Genomic DNA, 26,862 nt, shown 5'->3' with positions numbered 1-26,862 from the left:
TTAAATAAAAATGGGGAAAAGAAACACTAATCCTGCACAACGGGCACTCAACCATGTTGAGCAGTTACAGCAAAAGCCGTCAGAATTTCTTATAATTGGAATAGGGGCCTCGGCCGGAGGCATCCAGGCCCTGCAGGAGTTTTTCCGCCATGTACCGCAAGATTCAGGTATGGCTTACGTAGTTATTCTTCATCTTTCCCCGGATCATGACAGCCAACTGGCTGCGATACTTCAACAGGAAACAGGGATTCCGGTCTCTCAGGTTACCGAAAAAACGGCAATTCAGCCAGATCATATATATGTAGTTCCGCCGGACCGCCACTTAACAATCGAGGCTGAGAATATTTCGGTCTCGCCCAATTTACAGGTAGCAGAGCGCCGAGCGCCTGTGGATATATTCTTTCGCTCCCTTGCGGATAATCACGGGCCAAGGGCAATCAGCGTTATTTTATCCGGTACCGGGGCAAATGGCTCTATGGGGTTGAAACGGATCAAGGAGCGCGGAGGCGCCTGCTTTGTGCAAAATCCGCGCGAGGCAGAGTTCAATGAAATGCCCAGGAATGCGATCGCAACTGAGCTCATCGATGAAGTGCTGAATGTCGGGCAGATCCCTTCGCGCATTATCGCTTACCGTGAAAGTATGGGCGCGGTAAGCATCAGCGAGGAATCTGAAAACAGGCCAGAAACCCCGCAGGAAGCACTCCATGAAATATTTAAACAGCTCCGTATCCGGACGGGACATGATTTTTCCAATTACAAAAGGGCAACTTTGCTCAGGCGCATTGAAAGACGCATCAATGTGCATAACCTGCCGGACTTATCGACTTATTTAGCTTACTTACAGGAGAACCAGGATGAAACGCAGGCGTTGTTAAAAGACCTGCTTATATCTGTTACCAACTTCTTCAGGGACAGCAAGGCATTCGCTTACCTGGAGCAGGAAGTTATCCCCTCGATCTTTCTGGGCAAAACCTCAAGTGATCAGATCAGGATATGGGTGGCCGGATGTGCAACCGGAGAGGAAGCATATTCGCTGGCCATGTTATGTGCCGAAAGATCTTTGAAGATCAATGATGCACCAAAAATACAGATTTTTGCCACCGATATCGACGAGACAGCAATATCCACGGCCAGGGAAGGGCAATATACGCTGAATGATGCAGCCGATGTTTCCCCAGAAAGGCTAAGACAGTTTTTCACTCAGGACGGAGACGTATATCGGGTGCGCAGAGAGATCCGGGAAATGATCCTGTTTGCCAACCATAATTTTCTTAAGGATCCACCCTTTTCAAAACTTGATCTGGTTACATGCCGAAATGTGATGATCTACCTCAACAGTACTGCACAGGAGCGGGTTATAGAAACTTTTCATTTTGCGTTAAGGCCAAAAAAATACTTGTTTCTTGGTAACTCGGAATCTGTAGACGCTGCAAGTGACCACTTTGCCACACACAACCGGGAACACCATGTATTTCAGACAAGGGAAGTTACCCCCAGAAGCTATCCGCTACCCGATTCAGTCCCACAGTTTTTATCGTCAAAAACCAGTCTGATCCAAAGGCCAGAGGAAAGGGCGGACCGGGGGGAACGGATATCGTTTGGTGAACTCCATCAAAGGATGCTCGAGCAGTATGCGCCTCCCTCGGTAGTCATTAACGAAGAATACGAGATTGTTCACATGAGCGAAAGGGCGGGTAAATACTTTGAATTTGCCGGGGGCGAGCCTACTCAAAACCTGTTAAAACTGATACGCCCGGAAATTCGGCTGGAAATACGGGCGACCCTTTATCAGGCTGTACAAAATAAAACAGCCGTAGAACTACAAAACATCAAACTCTCCATCAACGGGCAACATCATTTGCTAAACATCCATGTGCGTCCGGTCATTGCGGAGGGAGATCCCGTGCGGGGATTTATACTTGTTGTTTTTATCCCGGCAGCTGATGGCTTGCAAGAAAGCAATACGCTGATGGTGACCTCTGAAGAACCTATGGCTAGGCAGCTTGAGGAAGAGCTAATCGGACTTAAGACGCAGCTGAGGTCCTCTATAGAACAATATGAATATCAGGCAGAGGAACTTAAGGCTTCCAATGAAGAACTTCAGGCGATGAATGAAGAGCTGCGTTCCGCGGCCGAGGAGCTCGAGACCAGTAAGGAAGAATTGCAGTCCATAAACGAGGAGCTCCGTACGGTCAACCAAGAACTGAAAGTCAAGATCGAGGAAACCAGTATAACAAGCAACAACCTCCAGAATCTGGTCAATTCAGCCAATGTAGGCACAATATTTTTGGACCGCAGTTTTGCCATACGCTTATTTACCCCGGCCGTACTGGATATATTTAATCTGAAATCCGGCGACTACGGCAGGCCAATTACCGATATTACCAATAAGCTGCAATACCATGCTCTGTTACAGGACGCAGAAATGGTGCTCGATAAGCTTAATGTAGTTGAGCGCGAAGTTACCACCAGTGATGGCAGTTTATATCTAATGCGCCTTTTGCCCTATCGAACCTCCGAAGACCGTATCAATGGTGTCGTGATCACCTTTTTTGACATTACCTCCCGCAGGGAATCGGAAGAGGCGCTGAGGATTTCCGAGGAACGCAACCGCCTTTTGATCGAAAGTGCGAAAGACTATGCCATCTTCACCATTGACGCCGAACGAAGGGTGGTGAGCTGGAGCAGCGGTGCGGAGCTGATTCTGGGCTATACTGAATCTGAAATGCTTGGGAAGCTCGAGGATCTGATATTTATCACCGAAGACAGAAATGCAGGTATACCAAAAAAGGAACTGGAGGAGGCTGAAAATGCCGGGCGTGCAGAAAACGAGCGTTGGCACCTGCGAAAAGATGGTTCGAACTTTTGGGGCTCGGGAATTACCCAGCCGTTAAAGGACACTAAAGGGGATACCGTAGGTTATGTCAAGATCATGCGGGATCTGACTATTCAAAGAGGACTGTTGGAGGAACTTCGTATATCAGAGGAGCGTTACCGCATCAATCTGGAAACAGAAGTCGTCGCCAGAACCTCCGAGCTTAAAGAAAGCCAAGAGCAATACGCAACACTGATCAGCAATACCCCGGATGTAATTACCAGGTGGGACAAAAACCTGAAACTGATTTTCGCGAATGCCGCTTTTGAAAAAAAGATGAATAAAGAAATCAAATCTCTTTTGCACAGGACCAATAGTGAAATGGGGCTTCCCGATACCTTTGTTTTATCCTACCTGCAAGATCTTAGACATGCTTTCAAAACAGGAGAAAGGGTGGAGCATTTCAGCTCAGCACAAACTTCCAGTGGCGTATCTTATTTTTACTCCCGATTAACTCCGGAAAAAAATGCAACGGGCGAAATCATAAGTGTATTGGCCATTGAAAGGGATATTACCGACCTTAAAAACTCAGAAATCGAACTTAAGGCAAACAGGGATTTGCTTCAGTCGATTCTGGACAACAGCTTTATCTCCATGTCGGTTCTCAAACCTGTTCGAAATGAAGAAGGAAAGATTATAGATTTTGAAATCATGCTCACCAATCATGAACTGGACAAAGAAACCCGGCGTGATGATCTCGTTGGTAAATTCTACGTGCAGGAATATCCCGGTATCCGTGCCGTAGGATTGTTTGAGTTGATGGAACGAGTTATCGAGACTGGTGTTGCCGAAGGCATGGAATATTTCTATCCGCACGAGGGCTTTGATAAATGGTATTCCTGCATGTTCGTAAAGATGGAAGACACACTGGTCGCAACGAATATGGATATTACCGAACGCAAAGTCGCCGAAGAACATTTGAAAAAATCTGAGGAACAGTTCAGAATGTTCGTAACTGCCAGTTCAGATCTTATCTTTCACATGAACACAGACTGGACCGAGATGTACGCGCTTCAAAGCGATAACTTTTTATCGGACATAAAATCACCAACAACTGAATGGATGCGCCGTTACATTCCTTCGGATGAACAGCAAAAAGTTAAGGCCATCATTAATGAGGCTGTTCTGCACAAACAGCTTTTCGAACTCCAGCACAAGGTATTGTTGTCAGATGGAGCGGTCGGCTGGGCAAACTCAAGAGCGGTTCCGTTACTGGATGACAAGGGGGAAATTATGGAATGGTTTGGCGTGGCTAGCGATATTACTGCACAAAAGGCATTTGAGGAAGAACGTGACAGAAATTATCTGCTCCTTCAGCAATCCGAGGAAGTTGCCTCAACAGGGACATGGGTTTATGATTTGTTGAACAGCAAGTTGAGCTGGTCAGAGGGTATGTACCGCTTGTTCAACGTTGATAAAGAAACTGAAATCGATCCGAAAATTTATTTCGTGAACGCAACCGAGGACAGCAAACGTACCGCCGAACAGCTAGCACTTAAGATAACAGGTGGTGCCGATCCGTTTGAAGAAACCTTGACAATACACGTTCAAGGTGAACAGAAAGTATTGAAGGTCAAAGCGACCGTAATAAGAGGCAGCGATGCAAAGATCACAAAAGTTCTTGGGGTGGATATGGACGTAACGGCGAGTCATCAGGCTGAGGAACGCTTACGTCAGGTTGAGGCCGAACAGCAACTTGAGATTTTCAGGGTCACCTTGCGCACACAGGAAGAAGAGCGCCGAAGAATATCAGAAAGCCTTCATAATGGATTGGGACAGCTGCTTTACAGTACTCGACTTGCCGTAAATTATTTAACTCTGGAAAGTGCCAGCCAAACGCCGGATAGGTTTGCCGAATCAAAGGGGTACACGACTTCCCTGTTATCAGATTCCATAAAGGAAACGCGTCGCATTTCCCATGAGCTGATGCCAACTGTACTGGCCGAATTTGGCCTTAATGCTGCAATAAAGGATGTGTGTGAGCAGCTTACCTCAGAGGTAAGGTTTGACTGTCAGGTGTTGTTAGACAAAGTGAAATTGGACAACTATGTCGAACTTGCCATCTTCCGGACTGTACAGGAGCTTATGGTAAATGTGGTCAAACACGCCCATGCAACCCGGGCCAAAGTGCGCATACTTGCTGAGAGTGATGAGGTACTGATTTCGGTTAAGGATAATGGTCAGGGTATAAATTCTGAGCTGAAGGATAAGCCGGGGATAGGGCTTGCTTCAATACGTAATAAAGCGTATCTGTTAAAGGGGACCGTGCTTTTGAAATCCAGTCCAGGAAAAGGTACCTTGGTTGAAGTAAGACTCCCGCTAAAGTTTGCACAGTCAGAATGATAGCCTTACCCGAACGGCATTCTTCAAGGGTTAAGAATGCCAGGATAATTAAAGGACAATTATGGACTGTAATCTTTAAACGGGTATGTCCATGGATACCCCATTATCAAGATATTAAAAACACGGTTTGATAATTAAGGGCAATCGAAGTTATTTAGACAGCATATTCTTATCGGACAACACTCTTGAAGTGGAATACTTGACATCCACGGCGGCTAGTGACCCGTTGAGGTATTCGATTTTGAAAGTCACAGTGCTTCCTTTCATCGGGATCACACTGGTGTTTGTGCGATGAAAAAGGATATGCTGTTGATTTGAATCCCTTATTAGGCCGATGCCTGCTACTTTGTTATAGGATAAAATGGTACCGTATCTCATGGTTTAGTTAATTTGAATATTTATCTAAATGAAGGGGAATCCACAAATTCTTTTGTGATACCTTCCAATCCTCGGTTTGAAGAGTTTCTATAATTAATGTAGGAACAGTGGTTCTAAGTTTTGAACGGGTGAGTGGCCTTTGCAGAAAGTGATCTCCTCCAACCTGAAAAGCCCTCCATGCAGACTCATTGTCATCCCCTATAAACACCATACACCGAACGCGGTCTCTGAGTTCCCTTGCAATCTCAAAAGCATGTGAGTTACAGGCCCCTGTCCCTAAAAAGACCACATCAACGTTATCATTTTTTGATAGAATTTCGCGAGCACCTCTTACATCGGTCGCCGTACCAGTTAATACAATCCAAGGCAGTTCGGTCAAGTAGCTTTCCATCTCATCCAATGCATAACGATCTCCATCTATAATTAAACAGGTGGTTGTAGTAGAAATATTTAGGTCTTTCATGAAAGAGATATATTAATTAAGCATTGTTTTTATCTTCCGCATAAGCACCATGTAGTCAAATGGCTTGAGCATTAGGTCGTCAGCCTCACAATTTACTAGCAGCGCTTGTGATTCCATCATTGCAGTTATAAGAAGGATGGGGATGTGGCAGGTCTTATGCTGCATTTTTAAAATGTTGGAAAGAATGCGTCCATCCGCGTTGTCCAATAGAATATCCATGATAATGAGTTCGGGTGAAAATCCTTCTATTATTGCTTCGAGCAAATTCGACTGTTGAATGGTGATGACTTCATAGCTTTCTTCCAGCAATATCAGTTCAATTACCTCAGCATTACCCAAATCATTTTCAACCACCAGTATCCTTGCCATTCGCCATATTTTAAACAAACATACCTTAACGCTAGTCGTGAAAAAAGACTTCTGGTCATTTCCCGTATCAAAGGTTGTAATAATAAGTACTCCGTATTCCGATACGCATCTGCACAGCCTTAAATATATAAAAGCCAGGTGTTTAGCAATCATGTACTCATAGCCGAAGACTCATTTAAGCATTCCAGCACAACTTTTTTTTAATATTCTGAATCATAGTGCAGGTATTTACGCCTGATTTATCTGTGATACATACGGGAAATCATATGGTCTAAAAATTTTAAACATAAAAGCTGTATATTTCAACTGTTATAGAAATTACTCTATTGTTAATTTGAGTTGCCAATCCAATGCTCCTGATATGATTGAACTTAGTGAAACAGAAAACATGAAAATTTTAAGAATTATTTTGGCGGAAGATCATGCCGTTGTTCGTCACGGAATTAAAAGGCTGATTGATGAACAGGATGATATGCAGGTTATTGCAGAAGCATCGAATGGACAGCAGGTTTTGGACTTTCTTGCATCGGGAAAAACGGCGGATATAATACTCTCAGATGTAAATATGCCAGAGTTGGATGGTTTCGGGTTGTTCAATAATATTAGAGTTTCCAGCCCAAACATAAAAACCGTGGCACTTTCCATGCTCGATTCAGAGCGGCAGATCAAAAAATGTTTCCTTGCTGGTTGTTCTGCCTATCTGACTAAATCAGCCGAGCCTCAGGAGTTGATCTATGCACTAAGGTGTGTCGGGCAAGGCAAAAAATTCGTGTGCTCCGAGTCGGTAGAGAAATTGGTGCCGTTCAGAAATCAGGAAATGAACCGCGATGAAGAGAATGCTGTAAATCTACCCGACTTTACGGAACGTGAAATGGAAATTCTGGAACTTATAGCTAAAGGGATGACGAATCAGGAAATTGCAGACAAGATATTTTTAAGTAAAAGAACAGTTGAAGGGCATCGTCAAAGTCTTATCGACAAAACTCAATCCAGGAATACAGCAGTTTTAGTTCACTACGCTATGATTCATAGTTTAATCGCATAGCTCAGGTGACAAGAGCGCTATGTGATAGAAAATAAATTCGTTTTGCGTCCTCCCTCGAGATTTTAGACCCACTGACCAAGCGATTCGATGACGAATTGATCAGTTCAGGAAAGTGATCTGCATTAATCGATTATCCTAGTCACCAATATGTTGTGGTGGTCAATTTTGACCGAAATACATAGATTCAAAATTCCGTAATGAGCTGATACATCTGTGCGAAGGCCCTAAATAGTGTCTCACAACCCAAAGGTCTACACTTTTATTCCATTCTTCCTAATTTTTTTTCACTAGTAACAGCTAGGTGAAAAGTCCATTTATACCAGGTATTTATAACCCTCAAATTTATCATTCACTCATTATCAGAAATGAATAAATCGTTTGATTAATGGATGGGTTTATGAATCAGGAGAAATAGTCAAGGTTGGGCAGGACCATCAGGGAGCAGTTTGGATAATTGGAGAAAAACTTTGGCTACACCCCTTAAATTTATTAAAAAACGAGGATATTCAATTAATAGATTTGAAAATCTTGTAGATGTATATAATAATCCTTAAATTACCTAAAATATTAGTTATGAAAAATCTTGTCTTTTTATTATTGCTTTTCGCTTTCATCCCCAGCGTTGCTATAGAGAAATTTAGTATTGATAGTGCCTTGTACTGGGGATTTCAGTGATAGTAGACACCGGATTTCAATCCAAAGTGTGCACCCGGCTGTAGTCCCTGGATCCAGGGAAATTTGATTCAATCTGTACCAAAGATAAAAGTTCATCCGAAATTTCAGCTTTCCGTTTTTAAGTGCAGCGATCCGCTCTGCCAGGTCTTCAGAATAGATTTTAGATCCCTGATTCTCTAAGAGGCCCAATAGGCATCATTCAAAGGGTGCCCAGGTACGAAAAAACAGTCCATCTAAACCAGATCACCTAGTACTATCTACACTTTCTTTTTAAGCGGATTTTAAAGCATCTGCAGCGCGTTTTATTACCCGGATGATAGAAGATTCCGGTAGGCTAAAAATCAAGTTTAAAAACGCTAAAAATCAGCCGACTGCACACTTTAAGCGGTAATCAGTGCACATTTTGGAGCGAAATGAGTGGTCATTTTGGTTAGGAATGAGTGGTCACTTTTCTGATAATCCCCAAGTAAATATCCGTTTTTAGAAACTTCTGTAATCTTTATTCAAGCTTGGTGAAGTTTGGTCTTTCGTCAATTGTACCATATATTAAAAAGGCCTAAACGAATATATATTAAAAGTTTCGGCTTAAATGTAATTGAAAATCCAAAACTATCCATAGTCTAAAAAAATAGAAGGTGTAGAGCGCTTTTAGATCATTTTAAAAAAAAACATTATCTTCAAAAGTTTGGATTTATTATATTTATAGTCAATATCTTAGCTGAAAAAAACTATGAAAAAACTAATGTTATATTTTTAGTCATCTTGAGTATCGACTGCTGGGCACAAACCTCACAAGAAGAAATAAACAAAATCGTTATCAAGCAAGAGTCGGATTGGAACAAAAATGATATGCTTTCCTATGCCAACTCATTTACTGACGATGCAACTCTTATTAACTTTCTAGGCTTGTTCTGGAAAGGAAAAGGCGAGATTATTACCCAATTCAAGCTGATTAATGATTGTTGTATAAAACCAACCCAAATTAAGTTAGACATTGCTGATACACGTTTTATAAACAGCCAGACCGCAATTGTATATATCAAAGAAACTCTGATCGCAAAACAAGACTATGAGGTTCCTGGAAAAATCGTTAAAAAAGGGAGCGTAGATCATAAAATGATTACCGCAGTATTTATTAAGCAAGAGAACATTTGGAAAATACTTTCTATGCAAGTCACCCAAATAGTACCACTTCCTCCTAGATAAAACATTTGCGGCTTGTTTAGTAGCTACTAATGCAACTAATAAGATATGGACTTTCTGAATAGTGAAGGTATCTATTCCGCAAATACTTTTTAAATTTTGATTTTATTTGCATCGATCACGACGAAAAGAAAAAGTATCTAATAAATCAAATCTTCTTGGTCGTATCAGCGAGAAAATAAGATCATATAGTATAAACAGATGTTGATTTTAAACTGAAGGTGGATTAAACAAGTCAAAATAGCGGAATTCAAAGTTAAAAAAAACTAAATCTCCATTCTCCTTTAACTCCTTAGCTAATTGTTTAACTAAAGTCGTCTTTCCAACTTGGCAAGGACCGATAAGAATAGTGCGTAGAGGTTTGATCCAAATGTACTTTTAACGATATAAGATAGTAACTAAAAATTATCCGATATTTTTGAGTTAGTTAAAGGAGTGGAGTAAGTTTTTTGTAATCCAAAATTCTTACTAATCTGGAAATGACGGGAGGGATGCATTTTTATTCTCTAATATTTTTATCTTAAAAACTATTAATGAGTTTTATCAGCGAGTATCCCTCAACAACTACTTCTAAGTGTTGTTGAGGGATATTTTGTTTTGGTACATTATAAACTGATATCTTCCTTTTTAGGATTTCGATGTAGACTTTTGAGGTGTGTTGCTAATTCTTTCTACTGAAAACATGCCATTGCCCTCAATTAAAAAGCAAAATAATCCAATCAGGACTGATAGTGAAAGCCAGAATTCAGCATAGGGGCGAAAAATCCCCCCTGACAGATTTACTAAAAAGGTGGCAACAAGAAGGATAGGTATATTAAGTAAGCAGAAAGTACGGGTGTGGGTGCCAATTGCTATCGCCAGCCCGCCAATGATGTGAAGCAGGATAATTAGGTGAGCAAGTATGCTGATGGAAACGGCGGTTCCTAACTGTTCTCCCCGCATCAAGGTGTTAAAAGCTTCCATGTTTGTCCAAAATGCTACGCCTTTCCAAATCAGTACAATACCTAAAGCAATTCTGAAAAAGTCTAACCAGGCAGGGTGATGACTATCGCCCCAGTCCTGAATTTTTTTAATTAAGCTCATATCCGTCTATATTTTGGTTATAAGCAATATACCTAAAAAAAAATGAAAGGGCAAATCACTTTATATTTACCTACTTGCTTCAACTGTTTTCGATATTATTGATTTAGTTTAACCAAGCTAATGTGAGCAAGTTGCAGGGGGCTAAACATTCACTAATCTTTGTTATTATTTGATGGTTTTGATACCTCAATTGCTGAGTCTCAGTGCAAAGCCTTTTTTGGGACTGTTGACAATTGTCAATATTTTTTATAAAAATAAGCACGATTTAAAAACGAATATTTGTAATTTTGCAGGAAAACCAATCATCCTAAATCTTGCATCCCGTATTTTTATCAGTTGTTGGCTCCATTTTTATACTGGGCTTAGTTATTGTTAAACTATTCCTGTTTGGTCGTGAAAAGAGCTATTTAAATCTTTTACTGACCACCGCTATTGCAGGAATTATGTGGTATGCGTTAATTTACCTGCTAACCAATTCTGGGTATTTGACGCGCTACCCGTTTTTATTCAACAAGGGGTTGCCACTTTACTATTTAATTGGACCATGCTTTTATCTCTATATCAGGGGATCACTTAATCCCGCTCACGTGGCGTTCAAAAAGCAGGATTTGCCCCATTTGATTATAATTATACCGGCAATAATTTCTATCATCCCTTATACGATTGCCAGCCAAGCTCAACAGCAGTGGGTGGTGGATCAGGTCGCACGTGACGTTCGTTTTGCTTTCACAGATAGCAAATATATTGTGGGGGCCTGGCACTGGTTTGCCTTTCCACTTTCCGCTTTCATCTATACAGTGATGCAATTAAAGCTAACTGTTAACACCGCTAAACAAAAAAAACATGATCCAAAGGTGATCAGGTGGATTTATATGTTCACCGCTGTCTGCGGTAGCATTTTTTTGGGTATGATTGCTGTAAATTTAACAGTCTTGGGCAACCTAAATGATACCTATGCTATTTTGCATTCAAGCAAATTGGTTTTAAGCCTGTGTTTGTGTTTGCTTTTCCTGAGTGGTCTGTTTTTTATAAATCCAGCATTTCTTTACGGTTTTGTGCAGGCAAATAAACTGGTGCCAAACGAAACACCAAAACGTAAGCGAAAATCCTTGGAAGAATTTGAAAGCATTCGGGTTAACATGTATGATAATACATTGGTCGTAAGGGTTGAAAATTATATCAATCGAACAGAAGCCTTCAGAAAAACTGGCTTTACTATAAGCGAACTCGCTTCAGCGCTTGAAGTCCCTAACCATAAGCTATCCGATTTGTTTAATAATCACTATCAACTTAATTTTAATACCTATATTAATAATCTCCGGATTGAATACGTGAAAGGAAGATTGGAGTCAGGGGAGTGGAGACAGTTCACGCTCGAAGCGATAGCCCAGGATGCGGGTTTTTCATCCAGAAATACTTTTTTTCTTGCCTTTAAAAAAGTGATGGATACCACCCCATCAAATTATCTTGCCATGCTAAAACAGGCTTCTGTTGCCTGATTTAATGTATTGATTTTCAAAATCAGTACATCTTGCGTAAATGTGCGTACAATAAGAATGAAATAATTGGTGAATTTTTGCGCCGTGTAAATCCACGGGAATGCTCTCTTTTTTTTGGAAGATGTTTACCATTGGGAATTAATTTTCCCCTTGCAGTAGACATTTTCTAATCAATCTGGAACAAACTTTTGGATGAGCTCAGAAAGCCAAACATCCCAATTGTTTATGAATAAACGTTTACTTCTACTTTTTGTTGTGCTGGTCATGCTATGGACCAAAAGTTCTGCACAATTTACCTTATCTGAAAATTTTAAAGGCAGCAATGCGCCAGGAATCAAGCTTGGTAATGACGCTTTGCTCACTTCGGGTAATGCTGATGCAGTCAATCAAGGCTGGCTCCGGCTGACTAATGATGTTGGCGACCAGCGAGGTTATGCTTTCATCGATAAATCTTTCCCTTCAACACTGGGGGTATTGGTCGATTTTGAATATAAAACCTGGCACAATTCCAGCGAAGGTGCGGACGGTATCGTAGTTTTTCTTTTCAACGGTAACATCACACAAACAGATTTCAGAACGGGCGGAAGTGGCGCAGGCCTGGGCTATGCGCCAAGGGGAGACCAAAGTCTTGCCGGATTGAAAGGCGCTTATTTAGGTATAGGTCTGGATGAGTTCGGAAATTTCTCTTCAAATTTTGGTGCAGGAGCGCCCGCAAATACGGGAACTACATATACAGAGAACACACCCAGCGCGGGGTTGACCCTGGGCCGCTATCCCAATAGTATTACCCTTCGTGGAAGCGAATCTGATAAATACAGATTGCTTGCGAAGAATACTTTACCGATAAGCGCAGGAAATACCGTTCAGTATACAACAGGAGGAACGACATCACGGCCTGCAGATGGTACTTTTTATAGACGGGTTCAAATTGAGATTAAACCAAATGCAAATGGGCGCTATGACATCATCGTACGATGGGCAACAACACCAGGAGGTGCCTACACGCAACTTTTCACTTACTCTTTAGTAGATCAGGGCGGGGTAAGCTATGCGCCGCCTTCAACATTAAAGCTTGGATTTGTTTCAGCAACCGGCGGTTCTTTTAACAAGCATGAAATCCGAAACGTCCAGGTTACTACACCTGGAAACTTAAGGGTTAATAAACGTGCAGATAAGGACTTTTTAAGAACGGTATCTACGGGCGATGCTAACAAAGTAACCTATACCATTGATGTTAATAATGATACGCCAACAGCAGTAAATAATGTACAGTTTAAAGATCGATTAACAGATGCTTCAGGTAATCTGATCAGCAATGCCGCATTCACCATTAACAGTATAACCCTATCAGGATTTAAAGCGGGAAGTTCAATACCACTTCCTACGACAAATGAGATTACAGGCTCATTGAATATGGATCCAAATACTACAGGTAAAGTAACTGTGATAGGAACCATTGGATCCATTCCTGCAGGTAATAACCTGGTCAACACGGTAAATATTGTACCGACTGACATTACTGATTTAGATATTGACAATAACACTTTTGTTGTTAATACCCCTGTTCTTGCCGAAAATGTGGATCTCACGATCAGTAAAACATCCGCAAATCCATGTCTTTCATCCACTGGAAATACGTTTACAACAGTAGTATCCAATGTGGGTACCCTTGCAACGACTTCTGGAAATAGTATCGTTGTGACCAAAAGTTACCCTACGAGTTACACTTTTACTCCTGGCACCAATACGGGCTGGACAAGGACCGGTCCAGTATTAACTGGTAGTAACAACGTGTATACTTATACCTATACTGGTGGCGTTCTTAATTCTGGAGCGAGTTCTTCCCCTATATTGTATACGGTTACTGCTCCAGCAGGATCGAGCACCTATGTGGATGATGTACAGGTAAAATACGTAAACTCAGGCGGCGCTAATATTGAAGTTGCAGCGAATCTTAACAATAATACTTCATCAAACACCCTTTCAACGGTCTCCGCAAAACCGGCGGTAACCACGCCAGTGACTTATTGCCTGAATGCTACAGCAACTGCGCTTTCTGCAACCGCTACCAATGGAAACACGTTATTATGGTATAGAACAAAAGGTGGTGTATCATCTGTAAATGCGCCCGTTCCCTCTACCACTGCAGCTGGAAATTCCAGCTATTTTGTAACCCAAACCAATGGAAGTTGCGAGAGTGACTATGCAGAGATTATAGTTACTGTACAGGCAGCAGTAAACGCTGGTAGTATTGGCAGCAATCAAACGATCTGCAATGGCGGTTCAGTTACCGCCTTAACTTCTTCCTCTGTTGGAAGTGGGGGTACAACGGGTTCTACCACTGCCTACAGATGGGATAAATCTGTAGATAATGGGACAACCTGGACAAGTATCCCAGGTGCTACCGGAACTACATATTCGCCTGGTGCACTTAGCCAAACAACCCAATTTAGAAGGGTTTATATCTCTACTTTAAATGGTGTATCTTGTGAGGCGGCAACAATTCCAGTTACCATTACGGTACAAAATGTGGTCGGAGCAGGTTCCATCGGAGCAGATCAGACCATCTGTACAGGCACAATCCCAGCACCTTTGAGTTCAGTTACTGTTGGAACAGGATCGACCGGTTCTACACTAAGCTACAGATGGGAAAGTTCGCTAAATGGCACACAATGGAATGTAATTACTGGCGCAACTGCTGCCAGCTACACTCCAACGGCTGCTTTAACAGCAACTACCCAGTTTAGAAGAGTTACAATTTCTACTCTTAACACTGTTGCTTGTTCTTCTATTCCCTCGAACGTAGTTACGGTAAGCGTTAACTTAAATCCAACTACTGCAATTGCAGGTTCAGATCTAGAACAGTTTAACTCAGGGGTATTTACCATGCAAGGAAATGCACCGACTGTAGGTTCAGGTAGTTGGTCAGTCGTTACCGGAACAGCAACGATTGCAGATCCTGCAGATCGCAATACTACCGTTACCATTGCCCAGAGTACCTCGGCAACATTAAGGTGGACAATTAGTAATGGTCCTTGTGCATCTTCTAGTGATGATGTGCTAATCACCTACACCAAACGTTCGAATTTACAAATCACAAAAACAGTTGATAAAATAAATCCAGTGGTAGGCGACAATGTGACCTTTACGTTGGTCGCTAAAAATAACGGGCCGAGTGATGCAAGCGCTGTAAAAGTTACCGATCTTTTAAAAGCTGGATATACTTTTGTAAGCAGTTCATCTGTAAATTACACCGCATCCAATGGAGAATGGCTGATTGGAACGCTTGCAAATGGCGCTTCTCAAACCCTTACCTTAATTGCCCGGGTTAATGCAAATGCAGCAACTGCTGATTATGCTAACACTGCAAGCATTATAGGGGCAGAAACAGATCCTGATGTAGCCAATAATACATCAACTTTAAATACAATTACCCCGATTCCTTCTGTTGATATCGAGGTAAACAAAACCGCAACTCCAAAACCAGCCATCGCTGGGCAAGCGCTCACCTATAGCATAACCCTAAAAAATAACGGTCCAAGTGCAATTAGAACTTCGGATGTATTTACCCTCACTGAAAACCTTCCGGCAGGATATACCGCAAATAATTTTAGCCCCTCTTCCGGGACTTATAATTCCTCAACTGGTAACTGGAGCGGTTTAGCTTTAGCTAGCGGTCAGCAGGCGACATTAACAATTACTGGAAACGTTGCCCCAACGGCTACAGGAACTTTGAGTAACACTGTTTCGATAGCGGTTCCATCTGGTATTTCAGATCCGAATATCAGCAACAACAGCAAAACCGATAACACAATAATTAGTAGGTTGGTTGATTTAGGAATTACCAAAACCTCTAATCCCAAACCAGTAATTTCTGGCAACAATTTAACATACACGATAACTTTAAGCAATAGCGGGCCATCTGGTTTATTACCTGCTGATATTGTGAAAATCAATGAAAACTTCCCTGCAGGCTATACCGCTTCAACTTTCACCCCATCGACTGGCGTTTTTGATAAAAATACAGGAAACTGGACTGGTTTAACCTTATCTCAAGGCCAAACTGCAACGCTAACCATTGTAGGGGTTGTAGCTGCAAATGCTAGTGGAACATTAAGCAATACAGCAAGTGTTGTCGCGCCATTAGGCACAACCGATAACAACAGCGCAAATAATAGTGCAACCGAAACTACGGCAGTAAGTCGTCAGATTGATTTTGAAATTACCAAAACTGCAACACCAAAACCAGCAGTTGCGGGTGAAACCCTTACCTATACCATCGCAGTAACCAACAAAGGCATTAGCTCGATGAATGCGACTGATGTTTTAAAAGTTGTTGATGCCTTACCAACCGGATTTACTGCTTCAAGCTACAACCCATCAAGCGGAACATACGATTCTGCAACAGGAAACTGGAATGGGTTAAGCTTAACCAGCGGACAAACAGCGAACTTGACTATTACTGGAAAAGTAGAAAGTGCTGCAACTGGATCTCTATCAAATAGAGTTGTGTTGACTCCTCCACAAGGAATAACCGACCCCATTACAAATAATAATGAAGCAACCGATATCACCTCGATTGTATCTAAACCCGTTTTGGCGATTACCAAATCCGGCGCCTCAGGTTTAACTGCAGGATCGGCGGTAAATTACACGCTTAAAATTGTAAACACCGGAAGTAGTGATGCGGTAAATGCGGCTATAAATGATGCTGTTCCAACAGGTGTCGAAAATGTAACCTGGACGGCCACGGCAAACGGAAGTGCAACTGTTGTTTCTGGAGCATCAGGAAGTGGAAATGCAGTTGCGCTGAAGGCCAATATTCCCTCAGGTAATGCAAATAACTTCATCTCGGTTAACATCAACGGAACCTTAAATCCTGCAGCAACGGGAAGCGTAAACAATACCGCTTCTGTTACGCCATCTGAGCCACAAGGTTCTGGAAGCAATTCCGCTGTGAACTCTAATGTAACCAGCTCTTCGGGAATTGTAATTTCTAAGGCAGGCCCTTCATCTGCATCTGCAGGAGATGCCATTAGTTACAGAATCGAAGTTGGAAATAATGGACCAAGTAATGCAACTGCAGTTCAAATCTCGGATAACGTGCCGGCTGGTTTAACCAATGTAAGCTGGACTTCGCAAACCCAAGGAGGCGCAAGCATTACAAGTGGAGTAACAGGCTCTGGAAATTCGATTAATTTGGTTGCCAATGTTCCAGCAGGCGCACAGCACAAAGTAATCTTGAATGTGAGCGGAACGATAAAACCAGATTTCAATGGCGCTTTAACCAATACAGCTGTGGCAACGCCCGGGGAAACTGGCAGCACACCAGTAAGCGCACAAGCGGTTACTAATATTAACAGTAAACCTTTATTTACCATAACAAAAAGCGGCCCGCCTACAGTTACAGCTGGCAATACGATTAGCTATACCATAACGGTTAGAAATACTGGACCTTCAAATAGTACTAGCACATCAATCACCGATAATATCCCAGCGGGAATAACAGGGGTAAGCTGGACAAGTACAGTCACTGATGGATCTGTTAACATTACAACAGGCGCAAACGGAACTGGAAATGCCTTAAGTTTAACAGGGAATTTCAATGCAAATAGTACCGTGCAAATTAATGTAACGGGAAAAGTGAGCTCGGATCTATTGGGTAACATCGTGAACTCGGCTGTTGTAAAACCAGCTGAGGCTGGAGTGGTCCCAGTTACCTCGAACGAGGTGAATACATCTGTTAGTACAAAATCTGGTTTAACCATCGCTAAAAACGGCCCTTCATCTATAGTTTCTGGAACAAATATTATCTATACCATTGAAGTTGGAAATACAGGGCCAAGTGATGCCCTTAGTGCTTCGATTGCAGATTTAATTCCTTCCGAGATATTAAGTCCAAGCTGGACAAGCACATCCCAAGGCACTGCAAGGATATTAAGTGGTGGAACAGGAAGTGGTAATACGCTTCAAACAGTTGCAAATGTACCAGCTGGCGCAGCCAACAAAGTAATTATCACCATAATTGGAAAAGCAAGTCCGTCTTATAACGGGAGCATTACCAACACCGCCAATGTTACTGCAACGGAGCTGAATAGCGCTTCTCCACAATCATCAGTAACCACCTCAATCAATAGAGTTCCTACAGTATCTATTACCAAAAACGGACCATCATCTGTAATTTCGGGTGCAAACATTAGCTATAGTATTGATGTGATAAATACCAGCACAGCTGATGCGCAAAATCTTGAAATCAAGGATTTGGTTTCAACTGAGATTAGTGGGGTAAGTTGGAACGCGGTTGCAGCAGGCTCTTCCAGCATAAATACTTCAGCGTATGGAACTGGAAACAACATCACCTTGAACGGAAATATTCCTGCAGGTGCAGCAAATAAGATAACGCTGAACATTACTGGAAAAGTAAGTGCAGGCTACAGCGGAATTCTAGGTAATACCGCATCGGCAACTCCTGCAGAAACTGGTACGACCGTTAAATCATCATCGGTAAATACAGCGGTACAAAAAATACCAGTATTGGCGATTGAGAAAACAGGGCCAGAAAATATTAGCGCAGGTCAGAATATAAGCTATACCATAAAAGTTAAAAATACGGCAACAGCAAATGCAGATTTAGCTACAATCGCCGATAATGTTCCTGCAGATATTCAAAATGTAACCTGGGGAGCTACAACTAGCGGTTCGGCATCAATTAATGGCGCTGTAAATGGAACAGGGAACACCATTAGTCTGGTTGGAAATATTCCGGCAGGAAGTGGAAACGAGATTTCTATAACCATAAATGGGACAGTAAATCCCTCAGCCAATGCCAATTTAGTCAACACCGCAACGGTAACACCTTCAGAAAATGGCGCATCAGCTAAAACTTCGAACACAATAACTACTCAGGTAAGTAAAACGCCTTCGGTTAGCTTAATTAAAACAGGACCAGCGAGCGCAAAAGCTGGAGAGAGGGTAACTTATATCATTGATGCAGTTAATGCAGGTCCATCTAATGCAAACAGTCTTGCTTTAGCGGATGTAGTACCTGCAACTTTGACCAACGTTTCCTGGACAGCGGTTGCTTCTGGAACTTCCACCCTTACTGCGACCTCGGGCAGTGGAAATGTTAGCTTAAACGGAAACTTAAATGTTGGCAATAGCAATAAAATCCAAATTAGAGTTAGCGGAACAATTCCTGCAAGTCAGTTAAATACAACAATTAACAATATCGCAATGGCAACTCCGGTAGAAACTGGAGTTACCGTTAATTCTAATGCAATTGCTACGGTAATTTCCAATAAGAGCAATATTTCTATTGTGAAATCTGCCCCAGTTTCTATAAATGCTGGAGAAATAGTAAACTACACTTTACTGGTTAAAAATACTGGACCAAGTAATGCAATAGATGCTACAATTGCAGATGCCGTGCCTGCAGATATTCAAAATGTGAGCTGGACTGCAGTTTCTAGCGGGACAGCTAATATAACTTTTGGGGCAAGTGGAACAGGAAATGCGGTAAGCCTGAAAGCTAATCTTCCAGTGGGGGATGCAAATACGATTTTAGTTCAAATTACGGGTAAACTAAACCCTGCTTTTATCGGGACTTCGTTAACCAACACCGCAACGGTGACACCGTCTGAAAATGGAAACCCTGCTGTAAACTCTAACACTGCAACTACGGCAGTAAGTAAACAGGCGGATTTAAGAATTTCTAAAACTGGCCCGTCAAATCTTTTTGCCGGAGAACAGGCAACCTACACCATTACGGTAGAAAATCAAGGTCCTGGGGATGTTGTTGGTGCTATAATCAGCGATTTGCTTCCTGCGGGCATAATCAATGCAAGTTGGACCGTTGCTACTCAAGGAGCTGCAACAGCGAATGTTAACAGCGGAACAGGAAATCTAAATTTATCCGCATCGCTAAAAGCTGGAGGAACAGATAAGGTTGTTGTAACCTTAATTGGAACAGTAGATCCTGGTTATCTGACAGCGAGTTTGAGCAATACCGCTACAGCAACTCCACCAACAGGCGTTACCGATCCAAGTCCCGCAAGCGCTTTTGTTACCACTACAATTGCGCGTAAAGCAAACGTTAGAATTGTAAAATCTGGTCCGGCAAATGCAAAGGCAGGAGAGCAAATTGATTATACATTAAAAATAACCAATCAAGGGCCAAGCAGAGCCATAGGAACGACAATTGTTGATAATTTGCCAACTGGAATCCTACCAGGCTCAATCACCTGGACGGCCACAGCAACTTCTGGCTCAACTGTTAGTACAACATCTGGAACAGGGAATGTAAACTTAACTGCAGATATTGCCCCAACATCGGGCATTATCGAGGTAAAGGTTAAAGCCACAGTTAGTCCTTCTTTAGCTGATGGTGCCTCTATTTCTAATATAGCAACAGCTACAATTGGAGCGGGTATAATCGATCCTGAACTAGCGAACAATACCTCAACTTTTAACACCATAGTAGATAACGATCCGAACTTTACCATTGCAAAATCGGGCCCTGCGAATGCTAATGTTGGCGATCAGATTACCTATACCATTCTGATTAAGAACACCGGCTCTGGAGATATAACTGATGCCTTTATTGTGGATAATGTTCCCGATGATGTTGAGGTTTTAAACTGGAGCGCAACAGTAAATGGTGTTGCTTTAATTAAATCTGGGTCTGCAGCAGCAGGTACAACAAACAATATCTATACTGTCGGTGATATTCCAACTGGAAACAATAGTATTCTAATCACCGTTAACGGAATTATTAAACAAAGCGCAGGCTCATCCTTTACCAATCGCGCGGAGGCAACCTCTGGAGTAGTGAAAGGGAGCTCAGTTACCACAAGCGTAAACCGTTCTACAGATATTGCGGTCATTAAAGCTGGTCCGCAAAGCGTTTCTGCGGGAGAGAATATCACCTATACTGTAAATGTATACAACAATGGTTCGGTGGATATTAATGATCTTATACTTGCTGATAATGTAAACCCTTTGTTAACTGGGGTAAGCTGGTCAGCAACTGCAACGGGATCAGCAAGCGTAAGCTCTACACCTAACGGCCTAGGCAATGCCATTGAGTTAACTGGAAATATCGCAGGGGGACAAGGTAATTTTATCACTTTAACCATAAACGGAAAAGTTCCTTCAAACGCAGTTGTAGGGCCATTAACCAATACCGCAACGGTAACTTTGCCTGCAGGGGTTACCGATTACAATACAGCAAATAATTCATCTTCGGTAAGTACAAATGTAATTGGTACGCCGACTTTAGTATTGCAAAAAACTGGTCCAAGTACAGCTTCTGCTGGCAACCAGATTACCTATAAAATCAAGGTGGAAAATACTGGTCCCAGTGATGCAATAGGGGTAAATATTACCGATGCATTGCAGGCTGAATTAGTGGTAGCATCATGGACAGCCACAAACAATGGTACTTTGGCAACAATTACAGGTGCGGCAAGCGGAACTGGAAATGTGTCTACTGTTGCAAATATCCCCTCAGGTTCTTACCTAATGATAGATATTAACGCAACGATTAATCCTGATTTCTCTGGAACAATTCGAAATGCCGCGAGCGCTAAAATTGGAACGAGTCCTGCAGTTTTATCACCAGAGATTGCGACAGTGGTAACCAAGGTAACCAATTTGACTATTGCAAAATCAGCGCCATCAATTTTAAGCGCAGGTCAGCCAATTGTATATACAATTGAGGTTAGCAATAACGGACCGAGCAATGCTGTAGCTGCAGTACTGACCGATAATATTCCAGCATCGGTTGTCAATCCGAGCTGGTCTAGTACAACCTCTGGCGGCGCAGTAGTTACTGCAAACCCAACTGGAACTGGAAATACCTTGTCACTAACAGCAAACATTCCATCTGGCGGAAAAGTCTTTGTAACCATTAACGGAACCTTGGCGTCAAGTGCAACTGGAAATATTTCTAATACCGCCACGATAACGCCATCGGAAACAGGAAATCTTCCTGTAGTTTCCACTCCAGCAGTTACGGTTATAAAACAGTCACCCAACTTGCTATTGACCAAATCTGCACCAACGGTTTCATCTGGAGGAAGAGAGATTACCTACAGCCTTAAACTTACCAATAGCGGACCATCTGATGCGGTGGGGACAATTTTAACGGATGCTGTACCTAGCGATGTAGTAAACGTGAGCTGGATTAGCGCTGTTGCAAACGGCGCAACGATAACTTCTGGAAGCACAGGGACTGGAAATAACGTTTCGCTAACTGTAAATGTACCAGTAAACGGAACAATTGATGTTACCATTAAAGGAACCATTAATCCACTGTTCAAAAATACATTGGTTAACATAGCAAATGCTTCTCCTTCTGAGCCTGGAGTTCCGCAAGCTCAGAGTACAACTTCTACTTTGGTAAGCCCATCTGTTGATATGGTTATTTCGAAAAGCGGACCAGCAAATGTGTCTGCAGGTGCAACGATAAACTATCAGGTAGTTGTTAGAAATAACGGGCCGAGTACCGCTTTAAATGCAATTATAGCAGATCTTGTTCCAGCAGAAATTAACAACGTGGAGTGGACCGCAACTGCAGAAGGTGCAACTACTATCTTATCTGCACAGCAAGGTACTGGCAATAACATTTCAGTAAATGCAGATTTACCTTCAGCGGCTGGGGATCGTATTGTAATTGATATTAAAGGAACGGTTTCAGCAGCATTTAATGGTAACATTAGTAATGCCGCAAGTGTTACACCAGTAGAAACTGGAAATGCTTTAATTTCTACTCCAGTTATAACTGCAGTCAGCAGACAACCGATCATTAAAATTACCAAAGGTGGTCCAGCAATTTTAAGATCTGGCAACAAAATCAGTTATTTAATTAATGTAGTCAATGAAGGAACTGGGGATGCCCAGAACCTTGCCATAAGTGATACTGCACCAACTGCTCTTAATAACCTAAGTTGGGCAGTTCAAACCCTGGGTACCGCAATAGCTTCAACGGCAAGCGGAACCGGTGACATCAATATCACAGCAGATCTTCCGGCGGGAGCATCAAATGGAATTAATATCTATGTTACAGGAGAAATTCCAGCATTGTTTGATGGAACAATCCTAAATACGGTCACCGCTCAACCTGCAGAAAGTGGAGCTTCCAGCTCAACCTCGTCTGTATCTACAACCGTTTACCGCTCATCTTTAACCTTGGTTAAAACAGCCTTGAACCCGGTGAGCAAAGCAGGTGATGTGATAAATTACGAATTAAGCATAAACAATACAGGCACATCTGTTTTAACCGATTTGGTTATTGATGATGCTGGCGCAGATGCTGGAAGCATTTCGCCAGCAACGATTGCCTCGCTCGCTGCAGGCAGTGTCGTGAAAGTAACGGCTAAACACACGCTTAGTCAGGCAGATGTAGATCGTGGAAGTTTCAGTAACAGCGCAATAGTACTGGCTAAAGCTCCAGATGCATCTGAAGTGCGTGATGTTTCTGGTGGCACTCCAACTGATGATCTTCCGACAATTGTACAGATCACACCAATTCCGGGGGTTACCCTAGTTAAAACGGTTGTGGGTGCAGTACCAAACCAAGCTGGTCAAAGCCTAAATTATAACTTAACGGTTAAAAATACAGGGAATGTTACTTTAAACAACTTAGTAATAACAGATGCTAATGCGCTTGTTGCTGGGAGCCCGATTGCGCAGCTTGCGCCGGGGGTAAGCGCAACCATTACCGCCAGCCACCTTCTTACGCAATCGGATGTTGATGCAGGCACCTATTCCAACTCTGCAGAAGTAACTGCAAGTCCTGCGATTGGCTCAAACATTACAGATAAATCTGGAACGGACGAAAGTAATGATAGCCCTACTGTGAGCGTAATTACGCCAAATGGCGCAATGAGTTTAAGTAAGGTGGCCAATAATACCGGCAGCAAGGCTGGAGATGTGGTTAATTATACTTTAGTAGTTAAAAATATTGGAAACCTAACCTTAGCCAATGTTGTGGTGAATGATATTGGCGCGGATGCCGGTTCTATTTTACCAGCAAGTATTGCTGTTCTAGCGCCAAATGCAGCTGTAACGATAACGGCCCAACATACTTTGACGCAGACAGATGTTGATCAGGGCACTTACAGTAATCAAGCTTCGGTAGTTGCTAGCGATACAAAAGGAAATCAGGTTTCCAACGCTAAGTCTGATGATCCAGGTACCCCGTCGGTAGATGATGCAACGATAGTTACCATTACCCCAATTGGAGCAATAGCGTTAACAAAAGCTGCAGATAACGCTGGTAGTAAAGCTGGAGACGTCATCAATTATACCATCGTGGCAACCAATACGGGTAATGTAACGCTAAATAATGTAGTCATTAGTGATACTGGCGCTGATGCGGGCTCAATTTTACCAGCAAATGTTACAAGTTTATCGCCAAATGCCAGCACAACATTTAAGGCTAAGCATACCTTAACACAAAGTGAAGTTGATAACGGGACATATAGCAATCAGGCTTCCGTTTCTGGAATGAATCCAAAAGGGACGATCATCACTGATCCAAAATCTGATGATCCTAATACCCCGACCTTAGACGATGCTACCGTAGTAAGCATTGCAGCAAATGGTGCAATGAGCTTAACAAAAGTTGCAGACAACACTGGTAGCAAGGCTGGAGATGTGATCAATTATACCATTGCGGTAAAAAATACTGGCAACGTAACTTTAAGTAATGTTGTGGTGAGTGATGCAGGAGCAGATAATGGGTCGATTACCCCAGCAGCTATAGTAACTTTAGCGCCAAATGCAACCGCTACAGTTACCGCTAAGCATACCTTGAGTCAAAATGAAGTGGATAACGGAAGTTACAGTAATCAGGCCTCTGTTTCCGGAACCGATCCTAAAGGAACGGTAATTGGAAATTTAAAATCTGATGATCCAAGTACTGCAGCTCCAGGGGATGCAACCGTGATTGCCATTGGTGCTAATGGATCAATGAGCTTAACTAAAGTGGCCAATAATACAGGCAACAAAGCTGGCGATGTAATCAATTATACCATCTTGGTTAGAAATACTGGAAATGTAACTTTGAGTAATGTTCTGGTAAGTGATAACGGGGCAGATGCTGGTTCGATAACGCCTAGTAGCATAACGAGTTTAGCGCCAAACGCAACTGCAACAGTTACCGCTAAACATACTTTAACGCAGGCGAATGTAGACCAGGGTGTCTACAGCAACCAAGCTTCAGTAGGTGCCACAGATACCAAAGGGAATCAAGTTTCAAATTTGAAATCTGATGATCCAAATACTGTAGCTGTAGATGATGCTACCATAACCGCTATTGCTGCAAGTGGATCGATGAGCTTAACTAAAGTAGCGAACAATACAGGCAATAGAGCAGGGGATATAATTAACTATACCATCGTAGTCACCAACACTGGTAATATAACTTTAAGTAATATTATTGTGAGCGATGCGGGTGCTGATACGGGTTCTATCTTGCCAGCAAATATTGCAACGCTAGCACCAAATGCTAGTGCATCAGTTACTGCTAAACATACCTTAACACAAAGTGAGATTGATAATGGAAGCTTTAGCAACCAGGCCTCAGTTTCTGGAAATAGTCCAAACGGAAGCGTAATCAGTAAGCAAAAATCTGATGATCCAAATACCACTCAGATTGATGATGCAACAACAACGCTAACGGTTTCCAGTCCTGCTATAACGATTGTTAAAACCGCAGTTTTAAGTACAGATGGAAATACAATTACCTACAGTTTCAATATCAAAAACACGGGTAATGTTACTGCATCAGGGGTAACCATCACCGATGCAAAAATTGGTTTGATTAGAAGGTTACCTGCAGCTTTAGCACCAGGAGCATCAATTGTCGAAACTGCTACTTATACCTTAACTCAGGCCGATAAAAATGCAAGATCAGTAAGCAACAGTGCAACTGTCGTAGCACAGGCGCCGAATGGACAGGCGTTTAGTGATATATCTGGAACTGCTGATAATAATGATACACCAACGGTAACCCTTGTGCCAGAAAAAGGCTTAATCTCATTGGTGAAAACGGCAAGTTTTACAGGCAACAAAATCACTTATACATTCACTATCAAAAATGTAGGTAATGTTAGCTTAGATGTAATTCAGCTTACCGATGCCAAGTTAGGCTTGGTCAATAAAGCCATTGCAGTTGCAGGTGGATTATTACCTGGAGCCTCGGTAGTGGCTACAGAGGTGTATACATTAACTCAGGCCGATAAAGATCTGGGAAGTGTAAGCAACACAGCCTCTGTACAGGCAAGTGCACCATCTGGAATTATCGTTCAGGATGTATCTGGAACCGCGGATGGAAACAATACGCCAACAATTATTACTGTACCAAAATCACCAATAGCCTTTGATGACAAAGGTGAAACAAAAGCTAACAGTCCACTGGTTATTGATGTCCTTGGAAATGACGATCCTGGAAATTCAACCTTAGATAAGTCAACTATTGAGATTGTTTCCTCGCCAACACATGGAACTGTGAAAGTTAATGCTGACGGAACGATTACTTATACGCCAAATCCAGGATATACAGGAGCTGATTCATTCCAGTACCGCGTTAAAGATGCCTTTGGCTATTCTACCAACGTCGCGACTGTAACACTTAATTCTAACTTTTTTGAAATAAAGGTTCCTAATTTATTTACACCGAATGGTGATGGAATTAATGATGTTTTTGAAATCAGAGGTTTAAATCAGTACGGCGAAAATCAGCTACAGATTGTAAACAGATGGGGCAATGAAGTTTTTCATGCAACCAATTATCAAAATAACTGGACAGGGGAGGGCTTAAACGAAGGTACATATTACTATCTGTTAAGAGTGAAAAGAATTGGAAGCAATGAATATGAAGTATTGAAAGGTTACATCACTTTAATAAGAGCGTTTAAAAAATAGG

General features: G+C 42.1%; 9 protein-coding genes. 5 read left to right on the top strand and 4 right to left on the bottom strand.

What is annotated here, in order from left to right:
• Positions 1 to 10: 10 nt before the first annotated feature.
• Positions 11 to 5,218, top strand: coding sequence for a CheR family methyltransferase (locus ABD692_RS04050; protein WP_344765147.1), 5,208 nt, complete (start codon positions 11 to 13; stop codon positions 5,216 to 5,218).
• A gap of 385 nt (positions 5,219 to 5,603) precedes the next feature.
• Here ABD692_RS04050 and ABD692_RS04045 read toward each other — a convergent pair whose 3' ends face one another.
• Positions 5,604 to 6,059 (bottom strand): hypothetical protein, encoded by a 456-nt coding sequence (locus ABD692_RS04045; protein WP_344765145.1) that lies wholly within the window; start codon positions 6,057 to 6,059, stop codon positions 5,604 to 5,606.
• A 12-nt stretch (positions 6,060 to 6,071) separates the two neighbouring features.
• Positions 6,072 to 6,428: a response regulator gene (locus ABD692_RS04040; protein ID WP_344765143.1), complete on the bottom strand. Its 357-nt coding sequence runs from the start codon at positions 6,426 to 6,428 to the stop codon at positions 6,072 to 6,074.
• Positions 6,429 to 6,762: 334 nt separating this feature from the next.
• Between ABD692_RS04040 and ABD692_RS04035 the strand changes: the two genes are divergently transcribed.
• Both ABD692_RS04035 and ABD692_RS04030 read left to right on the top strand, forming a co-directional pair.
• Positions 6,763 to 7,473 carry a response regulator gene (locus ABD692_RS04035; protein ID WP_344765141.1) on the top strand — a complete coding sequence of 237 codons (711 nt, stop codon included), beginning with the start codon at positions 6,763 to 6,765 and terminating at the stop codon, positions 7,471 to 7,473.
• 1,437 nt (positions 7,474 to 8,910) lie between these two features.
• Complete coding sequence (locus tag ABD692_RS04030) at positions 8,911 to 9,354, top strand: SgcJ/EcaC family oxidoreductase (protein ID WP_344765139.1); 444 nt, start codon at positions 8,911 to 8,913, stop codon at positions 9,352 to 9,354.
• A 207-nt stretch (positions 9,355 to 9,561) separates the two neighbouring features.
• On the opposite strand, the gene ABD692_RS20915 is transcribed toward ABD692_RS04030, so the two are convergent.
• Both ABD692_RS20915 and ABD692_RS04025 read right to left on the bottom strand, forming a co-directional pair.
• Complete coding sequence (locus ABD692_RS20915; protein WP_425567321.1) at positions 9,562 to 9,693, bottom strand: AAA family ATPase; 132 nt, start codon at positions 9,691 to 9,693, stop codon at positions 9,562 to 9,564.
• A 285-nt stretch (positions 9,694 to 9,978) separates the two neighbouring features.
• The gene (locus ABD692_RS04025; RefSeq protein WP_344765137.1) at positions 9,979 to 10,434 is read right to left on the bottom strand and encodes a DoxX family protein; all 456 of its coding nucleotides are present in this window, start codon (positions 10,432 to 10,434) and stop codon (positions 9,979 to 9,981) included.
• 314 nt (positions 10,435 to 10,748) lie between these two features.
• Between ABD692_RS04025 and ABD692_RS04020 the strand changes: the two genes are divergently transcribed.
• Positions 10,749 to 11,933 (top strand): helix-turn-helix domain-containing protein, encoded by a 1,185-nt coding sequence (locus tag ABD692_RS04020; RefSeq protein ID WP_344765135.1) that lies wholly within the window; start codon positions 10,749 to 10,751, stop codon positions 11,931 to 11,933.
• Positions 11,934 to 12,158: 225 nt separating this feature from the next.
• Entirely contained in the window at positions 12,159 to 26,861 is a 14,703-nt protein-coding gene (locus tag ABD692_RS04015; protein WP_344765133.1) for a DUF7507 domain-containing protein, read from the top strand.
• The last annotated feature ends 1 nt before the right edge of the window (position 26,862 follow it).

This window comes from Pedobacter ginsengiterrae, assembly GCF_039537385.1.
GTDB classification, from domain to species: domain Bacteria; phylum Bacteroidota; class Bacteroidia; order Sphingobacteriales; family Sphingobacteriaceae; genus Pedobacter; species Pedobacter ginsengiterrae.
Note: the sequence above shows the minus strand (reverse complement) of the source record. Positions and strands in the feature narration are given on the sequence as shown.